This is a genomic window from Mycobacterium syngnathidarum (genome assembly GCF_001942625.1).
In the GTDB taxonomy this organism is placed as follows: domain Bacteria; phylum Actinomycetota; class Actinomycetes; order Mycobacteriales; family Mycobacteriaceae; genus Mycobacterium; species Mycobacterium syngnathidarum.
In genome coordinates, this window is record NZ_MLCL01000086.1 from 91,870 (window position 1) to 106,624 (window position 14,755).

General features: G+C 64.4%; 15 protein-coding genes. 6 read left to right on the forward strand and 9 right to left on the reverse strand.

Annotation, left to right across the window (positions count from 1 at the left end; all coding sequences use genetic code 11):
* The first annotated feature begins 7 nt into the window (after nt 1-7).
* A complete protein-coding gene (locus BKG60_RS24570; protein WP_070945109.1) occupies nt 8-814 on the forward strand; it encodes an SDR family NAD(P)-dependent oxidoreductase in 807 nt (268 codons plus the stop codon).
* Nucleotides 815-824: 10 nt separating this feature from the next.
* Here BKG60_RS24570 and BKG60_RS24575 read toward each other — a convergent pair whose 3' ends face one another.
* On the reverse strand, nt 825-1,670 hold the full coding sequence (locus BKG60_RS24575; protein ID WP_070188352.1) for a mycofactocin-coupled SDR family oxidoreductase: 846 nt from the start codon (nt 1,668-1,670) through the stop codon (nt 825-827).
* A gap of 430 nt (nt 1,671-2,100) precedes the next feature.
* Nucleotides 2,101-2,820 (reverse strand): TetR/AcrR family transcriptional regulator, encoded by a 720-nt coding sequence (locus BKG60_RS24580; RefSeq protein ID WP_075910153.1) that lies wholly within the window; start codon nt 2,818-2,820, stop codon nt 2,101-2,103.
* Between the two features lie 207 nt (nt 2,821-3,027).
* Here BKG60_RS24580 and BKG60_RS24585 point away from each other — a divergent pair, with 207 nt between their 5' ends.
* Together BKG60_RS24585 and BKG60_RS24590 are read left to right on the forward strand one after the other, a co-directional pair.
* Complete coding sequence (locus BKG60_RS24585; RefSeq protein ID WP_070945108.1) at nt 3,028-3,810, forward strand: enoyl-CoA hydratase; 783 nt, start codon at nt 3,028-3,030, stop codon at nt 3,808-3,810.
* 16 nt (nt 3,811-3,826) lie between these two features.
* Nucleotides 3,827-5,308 carry an adenylate/guanylate cyclase domain-containing protein gene (locus tag BKG60_RS24590; protein ID WP_070188355.1) on the forward strand — a complete coding sequence of 494 codons (1,482 nt, stop codon included), beginning with the start codon at nt 3,827-3,829 and terminating at the stop codon, nt 5,306-5,308.
* A gap of 68 nt (nt 5,309-5,376) precedes the next feature.
* On the opposite strand, the gene BKG60_RS24595 is transcribed toward BKG60_RS24590, so the two are convergent.
* The 7 genes from BKG60_RS24595 to BKG60_RS24625 all read right to left on the reverse strand — a co-directional run bounded on the left by BKG60_RS24595 (nt 5,377) and on the right by BKG60_RS24625 (nt 11,215).
* Nucleotides 5,377-6,120 carry an acyl-CoA dehydrogenase family protein gene (locus BKG60_RS24595; RefSeq protein ID WP_239252482.1) on the reverse strand — a complete coding sequence of 248 codons (744 nt, stop codon included), beginning with the start codon at nt 6,118-6,120 and terminating at the stop codon, nt 5,377-5,379.
* Nucleotides 6,121-6,181: 61 nt separating this feature from the next.
* Nucleotides 6,182-7,303, reverse strand: coding sequence for an acyl-CoA dehydrogenase family protein (locus tag BKG60_RS24600; RefSeq protein WP_070945107.1), 1,122 nt, complete (start codon nt 7,301-7,303; stop codon nt 6,182-6,184).
* Nucleotides 7,300-7,752 carry a nuclear transport factor 2 family protein gene (locus BKG60_RS24605; protein WP_070945106.1) on the reverse strand — a complete coding sequence of 151 codons (453 nt, stop codon included), beginning with the start codon at nt 7,750-7,752 and terminating at the stop codon, nt 7,300-7,302. The genes BKG60_RS24600 and BKG60_RS24605 overlap by 4 nt, the downstream gene beginning before the upstream one ends.
* On the reverse strand, nt 7,736-8,986 hold the full coding sequence (locus BKG60_RS24610) for a metal-dependent hydrolase family protein (protein WP_070945105.1): 1,251 nt from the start codon (nt 8,984-8,986) through the stop codon (nt 7,736-7,738). Before BKG60_RS24610 ends, BKG60_RS24605 begins: the two co-directional genes overlap by 17 nt.
* Nucleotides 8,987-8,988: 2 nt before the next feature.
* Nucleotides 8,989-9,318: a hypothetical protein gene (locus tag BKG60_RS24615; protein WP_003880135.1), complete on the reverse strand. Its 330-nt coding sequence runs from the start codon at nt 9,316-9,318 to the stop codon at nt 8,989-8,991.
* Entirely contained in the window at nt 9,311-10,648 is a 1,338-nt protein-coding gene (locus BKG60_RS24620) for an aromatic ring-hydroxylating oxygenase subunit alpha (protein ID WP_070945181.1), read from the reverse strand. The genes BKG60_RS24615 and BKG60_RS24620 overlap by 8 nt, the downstream gene beginning before the upstream one ends.
* A 36-nt stretch (nt 10,649-10,684) precedes the next feature.
* Entirely contained in the window at nt 10,685-11,215 is a 531-nt protein-coding gene (locus BKG60_RS24625) for a carboxymuconolactone decarboxylase family protein (protein ID WP_070945104.1), read from the reverse strand.
* A gap of 237 nt (nt 11,216-11,452) precedes the next feature.
* On the opposite strand from BKG60_RS24625, the gene BKG60_RS24630 reads away from it, so the two are divergent.
* The 3 genes from BKG60_RS24630 to BKG60_RS24640 are packed head-to-tail and all read left to right on the forward strand — an operon-like array spanning nt 11,453 to nt 14,755.
* Nucleotides 11,453-12,748, forward strand: coding sequence for an amidohydrolase family protein (locus BKG60_RS24630; protein WP_070945179.1), 1,296 nt, complete (start codon nt 11,453-11,455; stop codon nt 12,746-12,748).
* Between the two features lie 53 nt (nt 12,749-12,801).
* Complete coding sequence (locus BKG60_RS24635; protein WP_070945103.1) at nt 12,802-13,980, forward strand: acyl-CoA dehydrogenase family protein; 1,179 nt, start codon at nt 12,802-12,804, stop codon at nt 13,978-13,980.
* Between the two features lie 16 nt (nt 13,981-13,996).
* Nucleotides 13,997-14,755 carry an SDR family NAD(P)-dependent oxidoreductase gene (locus BKG60_RS24640; RefSeq protein ID WP_070945102.1) on the forward strand — a complete coding sequence of 253 codons (759 nt, stop codon included), beginning with the start codon at nt 13,997-13,999 and terminating at the stop codon, nt 14,753-14,755.

Here is a 14,755-nt window from a genome sequence, read left to right on the forward strand (position 1 = left end):
AATAACCATGGCTATCAATCCTTCTGACATCTTGCTCGCCGGACAGGTGGCGGTTGTCACCGGCGGTGGTACCGGTATCGGCAGGGGTATCGCTGCCGGCTTGGCGGCCTTCGGTGCCACGGTGGCGATCTGGGAGCGCGATGCGGACAGCTGCGCTGCTGCCGCCGAATCGCTCGGTGCCCTGGGCATTGTCGCCGATGTGCGCGACGCCGAGCAGGTGGATGCCGCGTTGACGCAGACCGCCGACGAGCTGGGCCCGGTGCGCATCTTGGTGAACAACGCCGGGGGCGTGTTTGCCTCTGCGCTGCTGGAAACCAGCGAGAACGGTTGGGATGCGCTGTACAAGAGCAATCTTCGTCACGTGCTGCTGTGCACACAGCGGGTGGCACGGCGTTTGGTCGCCGATGAGTTACCGGGCAGCATCATCAATCTCACGTCGATCGAAGGAGTGCGTGCGGCCCCCGGCTATGCCGCGTATGCCGCTGCGAAGGCCGGCGTCATCAACTACACCCAGACGGCGTCGTTCGAGCTTGCGCCGCACGACATCCGGGTCAACGCGATCGCCCCGGACCTCACCATCACCGAGGGGCTGCTGGCATTGTCTCCGGGCGGTCCGCCTGCCGGTATCGCCGACGGCATCCCGATGGGCCGCGCCGGGGATGTCGATGAAATCGCCGGAGCGGCAGTCTTTCTTGCTTCGAGCTTGTCGGGTTATGTCACCGGGCAGACGATTCACGTCGATGGTGGCACGCGGGCTGCGGGTGGCTGGTACCGCCACCCGCAGACCGGCGCCGCAACACTCGGTCCGGGTTAGGGCTCCGGACCTACTTGAGGCAGCTTCCCGCGTCCACCGGCAGGGTCACGCCGGTGACGTACCGGGCCTCGTCGGAGGCCAGGAACAGCACGGCGTTGCTGATGTCCACGGCCTCCACCCACGGGATGGGCAAGGTGTGGAACAGCTGGCAGATCGGTGCCATATCGTCGGGACCCGGGTTCTCCAGGTCGGGCCGGAACATCTTGAACGTGCCGTCGTTGTGCAGCATGGGGGTCGCCACATGTGTGGGATGCACGCTGTTGCAACGGATGTTGTGCTGGCCCAGCTCCACGGCGAAGCCGCGCATCAGGCCGACGACGCCGTGCTTGGCGGCGACATAGTTGCCGCAGTGCGGGTAGGCCTTGAGTCCGCCGACCGAGCTGGTCAGGACGATCGATCCGCCGCGACCACCTTCGATCAGGTGCGGTACACCGGCTTTGACTGACTTCCAGACGCCCGACAGGTTGATGTCGATCATCTCGTCCCAGTCGAGCTGGCTGGTTTCGTGCAGCACGTCGCCGCCGTTGCCGATACCGGCGTTGGCCACGATGATGTCGAGCCGGCCGAGCTGCTCCACGCCGCTGTCGACGGCCGCCTTGATCGCATCCGCGTCGCGGACGTCGACCTCGGCGGTCACCACCCGGCGGTCGAGCCCCTTGATGAGGTTGGCGGTTTCCGCCAGATCATCGGAGGTGGAGGCCGGGATGGCGGTCTCCACGCCGGGCCGGATCGGTCCGCAGATGTCGAGCGCGATGATGTCGGCACCTTCTTGCGCCAGCCGCACCGCGTGGCTACGACCCTGGCCGCGGGCCGCGCCGGTGACGAACGCGACCTTGCCTTCCACCCGTCCAGTCATTGATTACCCCAGTTCTGTCTCGTGTCTGCCACATGCTCGGTGAATTCTGTGCACCTGCTCAGTAACTCTGTCACCGGGTCGCCCGCCATGTCAACGACAGATACGTTTCTGGCAATTTGTACTCTCTGTTTAGAAGAATGAAATTCTCAAGCATGCGTCGCGGCGCCACCCATGGTGGGGTGGATCGCCCGCTACGAGACCCGCCATCCGGTGATTCGCTGCGCACCCGTCCGCATCGCTACCTACGTGGTCAGCCCCGAAGACATGAACAGCACTCGACTCCTGCTGTGGTTACTCGACGATCATGCACACAGCGCGGCCGTCGATGGTGCCAGTCGCCCAACTCGCGGCGAGACGGCGGTGAGTCCGGAGATCGGACAGGCACCTGAGCGCGAGGAAAATTCTTTCCTTAGGAGAACGAAATTCTCAGCTAGCTGGCGGCGAATCCATTGGCCACGAAGTCCCAGACCTCGTCGGCGGTGATCGGATGGACCGACGCCTCGTCGGCGCCACCGCTGGATTGGGCGACGAACATCACCGTCTGCATCGTCATCGCAGCCATCCGGCGCGGGTTGATCCCAGGGCGCAGCTGGCCGGCCTCGCAGGCTTCCTCCATGAGCTCGGTCAGCAGGGCCAGCAGTGGCGCGTGCGCGACCTTCACTTCAGAGGGATGCGAAACCAGCAAACGGGGTGCGAAATCGGTGAACAGCGGGCGTTTGGCCGCCGGATCGGGCCGGGACGATTCGAAGAGCAGCTGGATGGCGACCTTGAGCCGTTCGATCGGCTCACCCTGTGTGGAGGTGGCGGCCCGGATCTGATCTGCCGAGCGGCTCAACGCGTCCTCGAACAGCGCCAGCAGGAGCTCGTGCTTACCATCGAACTGCAGGTAGAAGCTGCGCAGCGACTGCCGGGAGCGGTCAACGACCTCCTGCACGGTGAAGTCGGTGCTGCCCTTCTCGATGATGATCGCCTGGGCTGCGTCCAGGAAGCGTTGCACCCGCTGGGCGGCGCGCAACTTGGCGGTTTTGATCGACCGCTCGACAGCTCGTTGCTTCCACGCGGGTTCTTCGCCAGCGGTGGTCACTGGCCGCTCCGACGCTTGTCGAGTGGGGAGAACATGAACTGACTGTACCGGAGAACGCCTTGCCATTGTGGTGCCGGACCCCCTCGCGGCCAACGTGTCGGAGATTGTAACTTTCGTGCTGTGAGAATAGTATTCTCATCACGGGAATTATAGAAGTCCTTTGAGAAGAAGGGTTTCGCGTCAGATGGGGCGCCGCCGGGGCGCTGTTTGCGGGAGGGTGCCGCGCTCGCACAGGCGGCTGTCGCGTGGCAGCTGTGAAACAGAAGGAAACACGTGTACATCGACTACGACGTCGCCGATTCGATCGCCACGATCACGCTCAACCGGCCGGAAGCGGCCAATGCCCAGAATCCCGAGCTTCTCGATGAACTCGACGCCGCCTGGACCAGAGCTGCCGATGACCGCGATGTGAAAGTGATCGTGCTGCGGGCCAACGGCAAGCACTTCTCGGCGGGGCATGACCTGCGCGGTGGTGGGCCGGTACCCGACAAGATCACCCTGGAGTTCCTGATCGAGCACGAGTCCCGGCGCTACCTGGAGTACACCCTGCGGTGGCGCAACGTGCCCAAGCCGTCGATCGCGGCGGTCCAGGGCCGCTGTATCTCCGGTGGCCTGCTGCTGTGCTGGCCGTGCGATCTGATCCTGGCCGCCGACGACGCGCTGTTCTCCGATCCGGTTGCGCTGATGGGTATCGGCGGTGTCGAGTACCACGGCCACACCTGGGAACTCGGTGCCCGCAAGGCCAAGGAGATCCTGTTCACCGGCCGCGCTCTGACCGCCGAGGAAGCCGAGCGCACCGGCATGGTCAACCGGGTGGTTCCGCGCGCCGAACTCGACACCCAGACCGCTGAATTGGCCGCACAGATCGCGCAGATGCCGGCGTTCGCGCTCCGCCAGGCCAAGCGCGCGGTCAATCAGACCCTCGACGTGCAGGGCTTCTACGCTGCGATCCAATCGGTGTTCGATATTCACCAGACTGGGCACGGCAATGCGCTTAGCGTCAGTGGATGGCCGGTGCTGATGGATATCGACGGGATGAAGCAGAACATCAAGTAGGCCTGGGCCTCTGAAGATGGGGGCGATCCGGCTCAGCGTGAGTTACGCGGCCAGACAGATCTACGCGCAGACCACCGCTGCGGCCGCGGTCACACTCGTGGTGCTGGCGCTGAGCCGCAACACCGTCGGTGATGCGCGCGAGCTGATGACCCAGGCGAATCTGATCGCGCTGATCGCACTGATGGTCGCGGCCGCGATCGTCGACACCGTCGTCGGCTGGGTCAATGTCCATCCGACGTTCAAATGGTTTGCCGCGGGCAAGGATCCGACACCGAAACAGCAGCAGGCGGCCATGCGTATCGCGCCGCGTCAGACCATCATCCAGTTCACCACCTGGGCAGTGAGCGCAGTCGTGTACACGCTGCTGAACCTCGACGCAGGCGGTGGTGTCGCCTATGTGATGGGCGGTGCGATCCTCTTCGGCGGCGTAGCTGCGGCCTGTATGGGATTCCTGGTGACCCAACGGATGTTGCGGCCGATCGTCGCCGCGTCGTTGACTGCGTCCTCTGCCGCGATCGTCCGGATGCCCGGCGTGCTGGCGCGCCTGATCACGATCTGGACCCTGTTCAGCGGGTTGCCCCTGGCCGGCATCGCCATGATCGTGCTGGCGCGCTCGAACGGCTGGTTCGTGCAGAAGACAGCGCCCGTCGAGGCGGCGGTGCTGGTGGTGGCGGTCATCTCGCTGGTCTTCGGGCTTCGGTCGATGGTGCTGGTGGCGCGGTCGGTATCGGACCCGGTCGGGGAAGTCGTGCTGGCCATGAAAGCCGTCGAACGAGGCTGGTCCGGTGTCTCGGTCAAGGTGTACGAGTCGTCCGAGATAGGCCGGCTCCAGTACGGATTCAACCGGATGCTGGCGGGGCTGGCTGAGCGAAATCGGTTGCGGGACCTGTTCGGTCGCTATGTCGGGGTCGACGTGGCCCGTCACGCGCTGCAGCAGGGCGCGGCGGTCACCGGTGACGTCCGGGAGGCGGCCGTGCTCTACGTCGACCTGGTCGGCTCTACCGCGTTGGGGGCGTCGCGGCCGCCGCAGGAGGTCGCGCAACTGCTCAACGGCTTCTTCAAGATCGTGGTGGACACCGTCGAGCGGCATCACGGCCTGATCAACAAGTTCGAGGGTGACGCCGTGCTGGCGGTGTTCGGCGCACCGCTCCGGCTGGACAATCCGGCCTCTTCGGCGCTGGCCACCGCGCGGGCGCTGGTGCCACGGCTGCACGAGCTCCCCGATGTGGAGTTCGGCGTGGGCATTTCGTGTGGAACGGTGTTCGCGGGAAACATCGGTGCCGAGAACCGCTACGAGTACACCGTGATCGGTGATGCGGTCAACGAGGCGGCGCGGCTGGCCGACCACGCCAAGGATCGCGAGTCCACGGTGTTGTGTTCGGGGAGTGCGCTGGCCCATGCCGACGCCGACGAGGGCCAGCATTGGGTGGTCCGCGGTTCAACTGTGCTGCGTGGCCGCTCGACGGCCACCGTCTTCGCCGAGCCGGTCACCCTTTAGCGCGAGCAGACGCAGAATCGCATGAATCCGTGTGCCGGAGTGCGATTCTGTGTCTGCTCGCGGGGAAACTAAAGCTGGGCCAGGCGGGGCACGGTCCCTCGGGCACGCAGGCCGGCACCGGCCTTGCGGGTGAGTTCCCGTGAGCTGCCCAGCAATCCGTCGAGCACCAGGACGCGCTTGACGTGGGTGTGCAGCTCATGTTCCTCGGTGAAACCGATACCGCCGAGCACCTGCTGGCAGTGCTTGGCCGCGGTCAGCGCGGCCTTGCCCGCAGCGGCCTTGGCCAGCAGCGAGTTCAGGTCGACGTTGTCGGCGCCGGGCAGGCTCAGTGTCGCCTCGGCACCTTCGATGGCCACGAGAGTCTCTGCCAGGCGGTGCCGGACAGCCTGGAAGGACGAAATCGGCTTGCCGAACTGGACCCGGTCCAGTGCGTGCTGTCGGGCCAGGGCCAGCATCCCCCGGGCCGAACCGACGAGCCACCAGCCCAATGCGCGACGAGCCTCCGAGATCCGCAGCAGCTGGCCGTCGGGTACCTGCTTCAGCGGCAGTCCACCCAGCGTCGGGTTTTCCGGGGATTCCCCACGTTCCCACACCACCCAGGTACCACCGGCATAGGGCATCGGCGGCGTACCGCCGGGCAGGCCCCCGATGGTCTCCAGGAGAACATCGTTGAGAACCGAAGCGTGTGAACCGGTTTCTCCGAGCAGCCGGAACACCAGCGGCATGGCGACCTCCGGCATGTCGGACAGCATCTCGGCCCAGCCGAGTTCAGCCAGCGCAGCATCCAGTTTGGCGCCGGATGCCGACAGCATGGTCTTGCGGAGTGTGTCTTCGAGCAGGCCCAGTGATTCGGTGTCCAAATCGGTCACGCCTTCACTCCTTCCCGAGGTCCAGCAGTCGGCGCGCGATGATGTTGCGCTGCACTTCAGCTGTGCCGCCGTAGATGGTCGACGCCCGCGAATACAGATACTCGGTGCGCCATTCGGAGTCTTCGAGCTCGATGACGCCGGGCATCAGGTTGCGCGCGGTGTCGTAGAGCAATTGTTCGGCGCCGGCCAGCAGCACCTTGTCGATCGAGGTGTCCGGTCCGAGCTTGTGGCCGTCGGCCAGCCGGTGCTGAGTTGCCGCGGAACGGCAGCGCAAGGTGTGCAAGGCCAGATAGACCTCGCCGAGGTCCGGATCCACCACCTGCCCTTGCCGTTTCACCGCTTCGACCAGGGCGTCGAAACGTGAGTACAGGTAGGCGATGCGCTGCCAGAAGCAGGTCGAGCGCTCATAGGGCAGCAGATCCATCGCCAGCTGCCAGCCGTCGCCCGGGTTGCCGAGCATCCGGCTCGCGTCGACCTCGACATCATCGAAGTACACCTCGCAGAACTCGTCGACATCGTGCATGGTGCGTAGCGGCCGGACCGTGATACCGGGGGAGTCGGTGTCGACGAAGAAGGCCGTGATCGCCTGATGGTTGGGAGTGTCCGCATCGCCGGTGCGGGTCAGCAAGATGCACCGGTGTGAGTACTGCGCGAAGCTGGTCCAGACCTTCTGGCCGTTGATCACCCATTTGTCGCCCCGTTGCACAGCGCGCGTGGTCAGCGAGGCCAGGTCGCTGCCCGAGCCCGGTTCGGAGAAGCCTTGGCACCATTGCTCTTCGCCGGACAGCAGTTTCGGCACCATCTCGGCGGCCAGTTCCTTGGGCGCGTAGTCGATCATCGTCGGCGCCAGCACTTCCAGCATCGAATACGGGCCGGGCTCGGCCAGCCTGCGGCCCACGACCTCCTCGCCGACGATGGCGCGCAGCATCTCCGGACCGCCCAGCCCGCCGGCATGCTCGGGCCAGCCGTAGCGGCTCCAGCCGCCGGCGTACAGCGCCTTCTGCACGCGGGCGAACTGACGCATGTGACCTGAAAGCGAATGGTCTTCCGGTGCCGTCAGGTCGTTCTCGGCGAGCCAGTCCTGCAGCGCCGTACGGAATTTCGCGGGTTCGAAAAGCTCGCTCATCCGGCTTCCGGCCTGCCGATCGCATGCGGCCGGCCATGGTCGTGATCACCACTGCGCCGGATGAAGGTCATCGCCCGGGTCTTGAGCCGCCAGCCCTCGGCGGTCCGCACGTAGGTGTCGCGGTAGTAGCCGATGCGCATGTCGTGCTTGGAGTGCTCGATGAAGCAGAGCGGTTGCGTGCCTTTTGCAGTGTTGCGGGTGTCGTCATCGTCGAATTCGATCAACGCTGTTCCGGTCATGAACAGGCCCTTGGGGGCGGCGTCGACGAGCACGGGGAAGCGATTGAGCGTGTAGGTCTCGCCAAAGGCGCTGTAGGTGCCGTCGGGGGTGAAAACGCTGATCAGTCCATCGATGTCGCCCTGGGTGATGGTGACCGCGTACTTGGCGAGCACCTGCTGGATCTCGATCAGATCCTCGGTGCGGCTCGGCTTGTCAGTTGATGTGGTCATTGCGGAAGACCTTACCGCCTTTCATTACAAAATCCACATGTTGTGTAACGCTGATGTCCTCGAGGGGGTTTCCCGGCACCGCGATGATGTCGGCGAGCAGCCCTTCGGCCAGTCGGCCGCGGTCGGTGACGTTGATCAGATCTGCGGCGATCGTGGTGGCCGAGCGCAGTACCGCGGCCGGCGGCATGCCCCACTCGACCAGTGTGACGAGCTCGTCGGCATTCTTCCCGTGCGGGATGGCGGGTGCGTCGGTGCCGACAGCGATCTTCACCCCGGCCTCGTACGCGGCCTTGATGGATGTCTCGGCCTTCGGGAACATCTCGGCGGCTTTGTCCTGCAAGACTTTCGGCGCCTTGGAGACATCCATGGCCTGGGCCAGGCGACGGGTGGTGACCAGGAACCGGTCGTTGTCGACGAGCATCTGGATCGCTTCGTCGTCCATCAGGAAGCCGTGCTCGATGCAGTCGATGCCGCAGTCCACGGCATGTTTGACGGCCTCGGCGCCGTGGGTGTGGGCCGCGACGCGCAGTCCGCGCCGGTGGGCCTCATCGACGATGACACGCAACTCTTCGTCCGAATAGTGTTGTGCCCCGGCCTCACCGGTGAGTGACATGACGCCACCTGAGCAACACACCTTGATCAGCTGGGCCCCGTGCTTGATCTGGTAGCGCACCGCCTTGCGGATCTCGTCGACCCCGTTGGCGATGCCTTCCTCGATGGTCAACTCCAGAACGCCGGGCATGAATGCCGCGAACATCGTCGGATCGAGATGTCCGCCGGTGGGGGTGATGGCGTGGCCTGCGGGGACGATGCGCGGACCGTCGATCCAGCCGGCGTCGATGGCCTTGCCCAAGGCGACGTCGAGCAGGTAGCCGCCGGTTTTGACGAACAATCCGAGGTTGCGCACGGTGGTGAACCCGGCGCGCAGGGTGCGGCGGGCATTGCCCACCGCGCGCAGTACGCGGGTCGGGGGATCGTCCTGCACCTGGGACAGGCCCGGGTTCTCGCCGCGGCCGCCCATGAGCAGGTTGACTTCCATGTCCATCAGGCCGGGCAGCAAGATCGAGTCGCCGAGATCGACAACCTCGTCATTGGGACCGATAACTGTGTCTGATGTGCCGTCTCCGACGGCGACGATGCGGTCCCCGTCGACACGGACAATGCCGGGACGAATGATCGTCCCGGCATCGACGTCGACCAGACCCGCGGCTTTGAGGGTCAGTACGTTCGACACGCCTAGACCACCGGCTCCTTGATCAAGTTGATGTAGGCAGCACCGCTGTCGAGCACGCGCGGTTGCTTCCACACCTCCACCGGAAAGCTGACTTGGACGATCGACTGACCCAGGTGCACAAGGGCTTTGGCGTCGTCGGGCATGCTCGCCAGAGGGAAGCGGGCATCCACGTAGACCATGATGTCCTCCAGCCGCGCCATCCCGGCGTCGTAGAGCTCCTGCATCTCGTCCATCGTCGAGTTCAGGCGCTTCTGGTAGCGCTCCTCCTCGGTGGGCAGACACCAATCGCTGAACCGCTCCAGATCGGCGAATTCCTCGGGCAGCTTAGACATTGACTTCATCCTTCTTGTCAGCACCGGCGTGCTTGCCATTGGTCGAACCATTGCCGTTGGCCTTGGTCTCTTGGTACCGGTCCACGTACTTGTGCGCAGTGTGGTGCAGGTGGCGTAGAAGAATTTCCTGATCGCACAGCGGGAAGTCGAGTACGGCACGGGTGCCGATCTGCGTCTGCGTGGCTTCGAGCGTGTTGGCGTCCTGGAACGCGTACTCCTTGAACGTGACCGCGGCCAGCTCCTGGGAGAGCCGTTCGCGCAGGTTCTTCGGCGGCACGAAATACAGGTCGGCCTCGAAGATGTGGCTGTCCACGCCGGTGGGCCAGTAGTTGTAGGTCAGATACCAGCCCGGCGCCCAGAAGAGCAGGGTGAAGTTCGGGAAGAACTCGAAAGAGTCCTGACCCCACGTCGGGTGCCGGCCGGGGTTGATCGCCGGCGGCAACTCGTCGGGCAGGATGCCCTTGATGTCGGGGCGATCCCACGGCCCGAACAGGCCACTGTGCAGGATGCGCTCGATGGGCTTGACCATCTTGAGGTCCTTCGGCGGGCTCATGCCGCCCCAGGACGAGATCATCGAGTGATCGCCCTTGATGTCGTAGTGCAGCGCCTCGAAGCCGAACTTGGCCAGCTTCTCGGCTTCCTCCTTCTCGGCCTGCTTCATGTGCAGGATCGGCGCGTGGTAGAACTCGACGAATGCGTCGATGAACAACTTCCAGTTGGCCTTGATCTCAGAGCGGTAGCTGTAGTGCTCGGTCATCTCGTGGAAGGGATAACCCTTGAGACCCTCGGCGAACTCACCCAGGTACTCCTCCAGCGACACGGCGTCGTCGTCGAAGTTGACGAAGATGAAGCCTTCCCACACCTCGCAGCGCACCGGCTTGAGCGGGTAGTCGGCCTTGTCGACGTCGAAGAATTCCTGCTCCTGCTGGATGAAGGTCAGGTCGCCCTTGAGGTTGTAGCGCCAGGCGTGGTACTTGCAGACGAACTGGCGGCAGCTGCCGGACACTTCTTCGCCGGGGTAGTCGTTCCACACCAGTTTGTTGCCGCGGTGGCGGCACAGGTTGTAGAAGGCTCGGATCTGCTCACCGTCGTTCACGATGACGATCGACGTGCCCGGGCCGACCGACGGCAGCTCACGGGTGATGTAGCTGCCTTTCTTGGGGATCAGCTCGACGCGGCCCATCTGCAGCCAGGTCTTGCGGAAGATGGCTTGCTGCTCCAGCTTCCAGTGCTCGGGATCGATCGAATCCTCGTAGTTGACCGGGGCGGTGCCGAGTTCGGGCCAGTTCTCGGTCCAGCTGCCCGCAGCCGGCTTCGGGAAGAACGCCATCATCTACCTACTTTCTTTCTCAAGCCTTGTTCGGGCTCAGTGGCCGGATTCCGGCGCTATTCCAAAGGTGTTGTAAGCCATGGCCATCAGGCCATAGCCGCCGATCGTGAAAACCAGGTCCATCCGCTGCTGCTCGGAGAGGTGCTCGCTGAGGGCGGCCCAAGTGACGTCCGATATCCGCGACTCCCCATCGAGTTCGTCGACGGAATTGATCACGTGCTGATCGAGGGGAGTCGTCCCTTCGCCGCTGGTGCTGCTCGCGATCTGCTCATCGGTGAGTCCCTCGGCCTTGCCGATGAATGCGTGGTGCGTCCATTCGTACTCGCACTGGCGCCGGTGGGCGATCCGCAGGATGGCGAGCTCGCGTATCTGCGCGTCGAGGGTCGAGCGGAACAGCAGGTGATTGCTGAACCGGAGGAACGCCTTGGTCAGCGCGGGGTGGCGGGCGAGCGTGGACAGTGCGGTCCCCGCACCCTCGGGATTGAGCCGCTCCGCCGGAAGCATGACCGACAGTGCTCGTCGCACATCGTCGTCCCACTCCTCGGCGGGCAAAGGGGCCAAGCGCACGGGATGGTTCTCCTCTCGATGACCCGGCTGTGACTCTCGGTTGCGAGAATCAGGTTCTCATTTCCGACTAAGAGGTTTCCATCTTTTGCGTCGATGGTCAACAAGAAGGCGCGAGTTTCTCCGGTGACCTGGCCAAATCTGCTTGTCAACCGGCTCAGACATTGATTCTCTCTAGATGAGAAGATAGTTTTCTCCCATAGAGAACCAATGTGACGGTCCATGGAACGGAGCGAGGCAGTGAACAAAGACGACATGATCTTGATCAGCGTCGATGACCACATCATCGAGCCACCGGACATGTTCCGGAACCACCTGCCGGCCAAGTACCGCGACGAGGCGCCGCGCCTGGTGCACAACCCGGACGGCAGCGACACCTGGCAGTTCCGCGACACCGTGATCCCGAACGTGGCGCTCAACGCTGTTGCAGGTCGCCCCAAAGAGGAGTACGGCCTGGAGCCACAGGGGCTCGATGAGATCCGAAAGGGCTGCTACGACCCCGATGAGCGGGTCAAGGACATGAACGCCGGCGGCGTGCTGGCGACCATGAACTTCCCGTCGTTCCCGGGGTTCGCCGCGCGCCTGTTCGCCACGGACGACGCGGAGTTCTCCCTGGCACTGGTGCAGGCGTACAACGATTGGCATATCGACGAATGGTGCGGCTCCAACCCGGGACGCTTCATCCCGATGGCGCTACCGGCGATCTGGGACCCGCAGCTGTGCGCCGACGAAGTGCGGCGAGTGTCGAAGAAGGGCGTGCACTCGCTGACCTTCACCGAGAATCCGTCGACGCTGGGCTACCCGTCCTTCCACGACCTCGAGTACTGGAAGCCGTTGTGGGAGGCACTGGTCGACACCGACACCGTGATGAATGTGCACATCGGTTCGTCGGGCAAGCTGGCCATCACGGCCCCTGATGCCCCGATGGACGTGATGATCACGCTGCAGCCGATGAACATCGTGCAGGCCGCGGCAGACCTGTTGTGGTCGGCTCCGATCAAGGCCTATCCCGGGCTCAAGATCGCGCTGTCCGAAGGCGGCACCGGGTGGATTCCGTACTTCCTGGACCGGGTGGACCGCACCTATGAAATGCACTCGACCTGGACCCACCAGGACTTCGGCGGCAAGCTGCCCTCAGAGGTTTTCCGGGAGCACTTCATGACCTGCTTCATCTCGGACCCGATCGGGGTGAAGAACCGGCATGAGATCGGCGTGGACAACATCTGCTGGGAGATGGACTACCCGCACAGCGACTCGATGTGGCCGGGTGCGCCCGAAGAGCTGTGGGCGGTGTTCGACACCTACGAGGTTCCTGACGACGAGATCAACAAGATCACGCATGAGAACGCCATGCGGCTCTACCACTTCGATCCGTTCGCCCATGTGCCCAAGGACCAGGCGACCGTCGGCGCGCTGCGCAAGCAGGCCGAGGGGCACGACGTGTCGATCCGCGCGTTGAGCAATAAGGACAAGACGGGCACCAGCTTCGCCGACTTCCAGGCGAACGCCAAAGCGGTTGCCGGCGCGCGAGACTGAACGCCGAGGCTTCTCGGCCGAGAAATTAGGAGAGCACCAGAGTGTCGGGCGGTATGAACTTCGAGCTGACCGAGGACCAGCAACTGATCCGCAAATCCGTTGCGGAGCTGGCGGGCAAGTTCGACGATCACTATTGGATGACCAAGGATCAGGCCCACGAATTCCCGCAGGAGTTCTACGACGCCATCGCCGGAGGCGGGTGGCTCGGTATGACCATCCCGGAGGAGTACGGCGGGCACGGCCTGGGCATCACCGAGGCCACCATCCTGGCCGAGGAGGTGGCCCGGTCCGGCGGGGCGATGAACGCCGCCAGCGCGATCCACATGTCGATCTTCGGGATGCAGCCAGTGGTGGTGTTCGGTTCCGAGGAGATGAAGAAGGCGACGCTCCCGCGGATCGTCGACGGCGATCTGCACGTGTGCTTCGGCGTCACCGAACCCGGTGCAGGACTGGATACTTCGCGTATCAGCACCTTCGCCAAGAAGGACGGCGACAGCTATGTGGTCAACGGCCGCAAGGTGTGGATCTCCAAGGCGCTTGAGTCCGAGAAGATCCTGCTGCTCACCCGCACCGAGTCCCGCGAGGATGTGGAGAAACGCGGTGGGAAGCCGACCGACGGGTTGTCGCTGTTCCTGACCGACCTCGACCGCGAGCACGTCGAGATTCGACCCATCAACAAGATGGGCCGAAACGCGGTGAGCTCCAACGAGCTGTTCATCGACGACCTGCGGGTGCCTGCCGAACACCTGATCGGCGAGGAGGGCAAGGGGTTCAAGTACATCCTCCACGGCCTCAACCCGGAGCGGATGCTCATCGCCGCCGAAGCTCTCGGCATCGGCCGCGTGGCGCTCGACCGAGCGGTGAAGTATGCCAACGAGCGGGTGGTTTTCGACCGGCCGATCGGTCAGAACCAGGGCATCGCGTTCCCGCTGGCGGATTCGCTGGCCCGTCTCGATGCCGCCGAGTTGATCCTGCGTAAGGCCACCTGGCTTTACGACAACGGCAAGGCGTGCGGGCGGGAAGCCAACATGGCCAAGTACCTGTGCGCCGACGCCGGGTTCGGCGCCGCCGATCGTGCACTGCAGACCCACGGCGGGATGGGCTACTCCGAGGAATACAACATCTCCCGGTTCTTCCGGGAGTCCCGACTGATGAAGATCGCACCGGTGAGCCAGGAGATGATCCTGAACTTCCTGAGTGCCAACGTTCTCGGCCTGCCCAAGAGTTACTGAGGAGACAGCGACACCAATGAAGACCTATTTCGACCTGACCGGGCGTTCGGCGCTGGTGACCGGAGCCGGTGCCGGCATCGGTGCTGCGGTTTCCGAGGCCCTGGCCGCGGCCGGTGCTTCCGTGCTCGTCACCGACATGAGCGGTGACGCCGCGGCCGCGGTCGCCGAGCGGATCAATACCGCGGGCGGCAAGGCGGACAGTGCTGCGCTGGATGTCAGCGACCGCGACGCCGCCGTGGCCGCCGCCGCGCAGGCGGCTGCACTCGGTGAGGGCAAGCTGCACATCGTGGTCAACAACGCGGGCGTCACCTCGCCGGCGATGTTTCCCAAGCTGACCGACGAGACGTTCCGCCTCACCTTCGACATCCACGTCATGGGGACCTTTCACGTCACGCAATCCGCACTGCCGCACATGCCCACCGACGGCACCGCACGCGTCATCAACGTCACCTCGGCGGCGGGCATCACCGGCACCCTCGGCCAGGTGAACTACTCGGCGGCCAAGGCCGGCCTGATCGGGTTCACCAAATCGCTGGCCCGCGAGCTGGCGCCCAAGAACATCATGGTCAACGCGCTGGCTCCGCTGGCGGCCACGCCCATGACCGAAACCATCCGGACCAATGAGAAGTTCGCGGCCAACATGATGAACCGCATCCCGCTCAAGCGCTGGGCCGAGGCCGACGAGGTTGCGGGCGCATTCGTCTTCATGGCCTCGGATGCCGCGTCGTACATCACCGGGCAGGTGCTGCCGGTCGATGGCGGCATGGTTATGTGA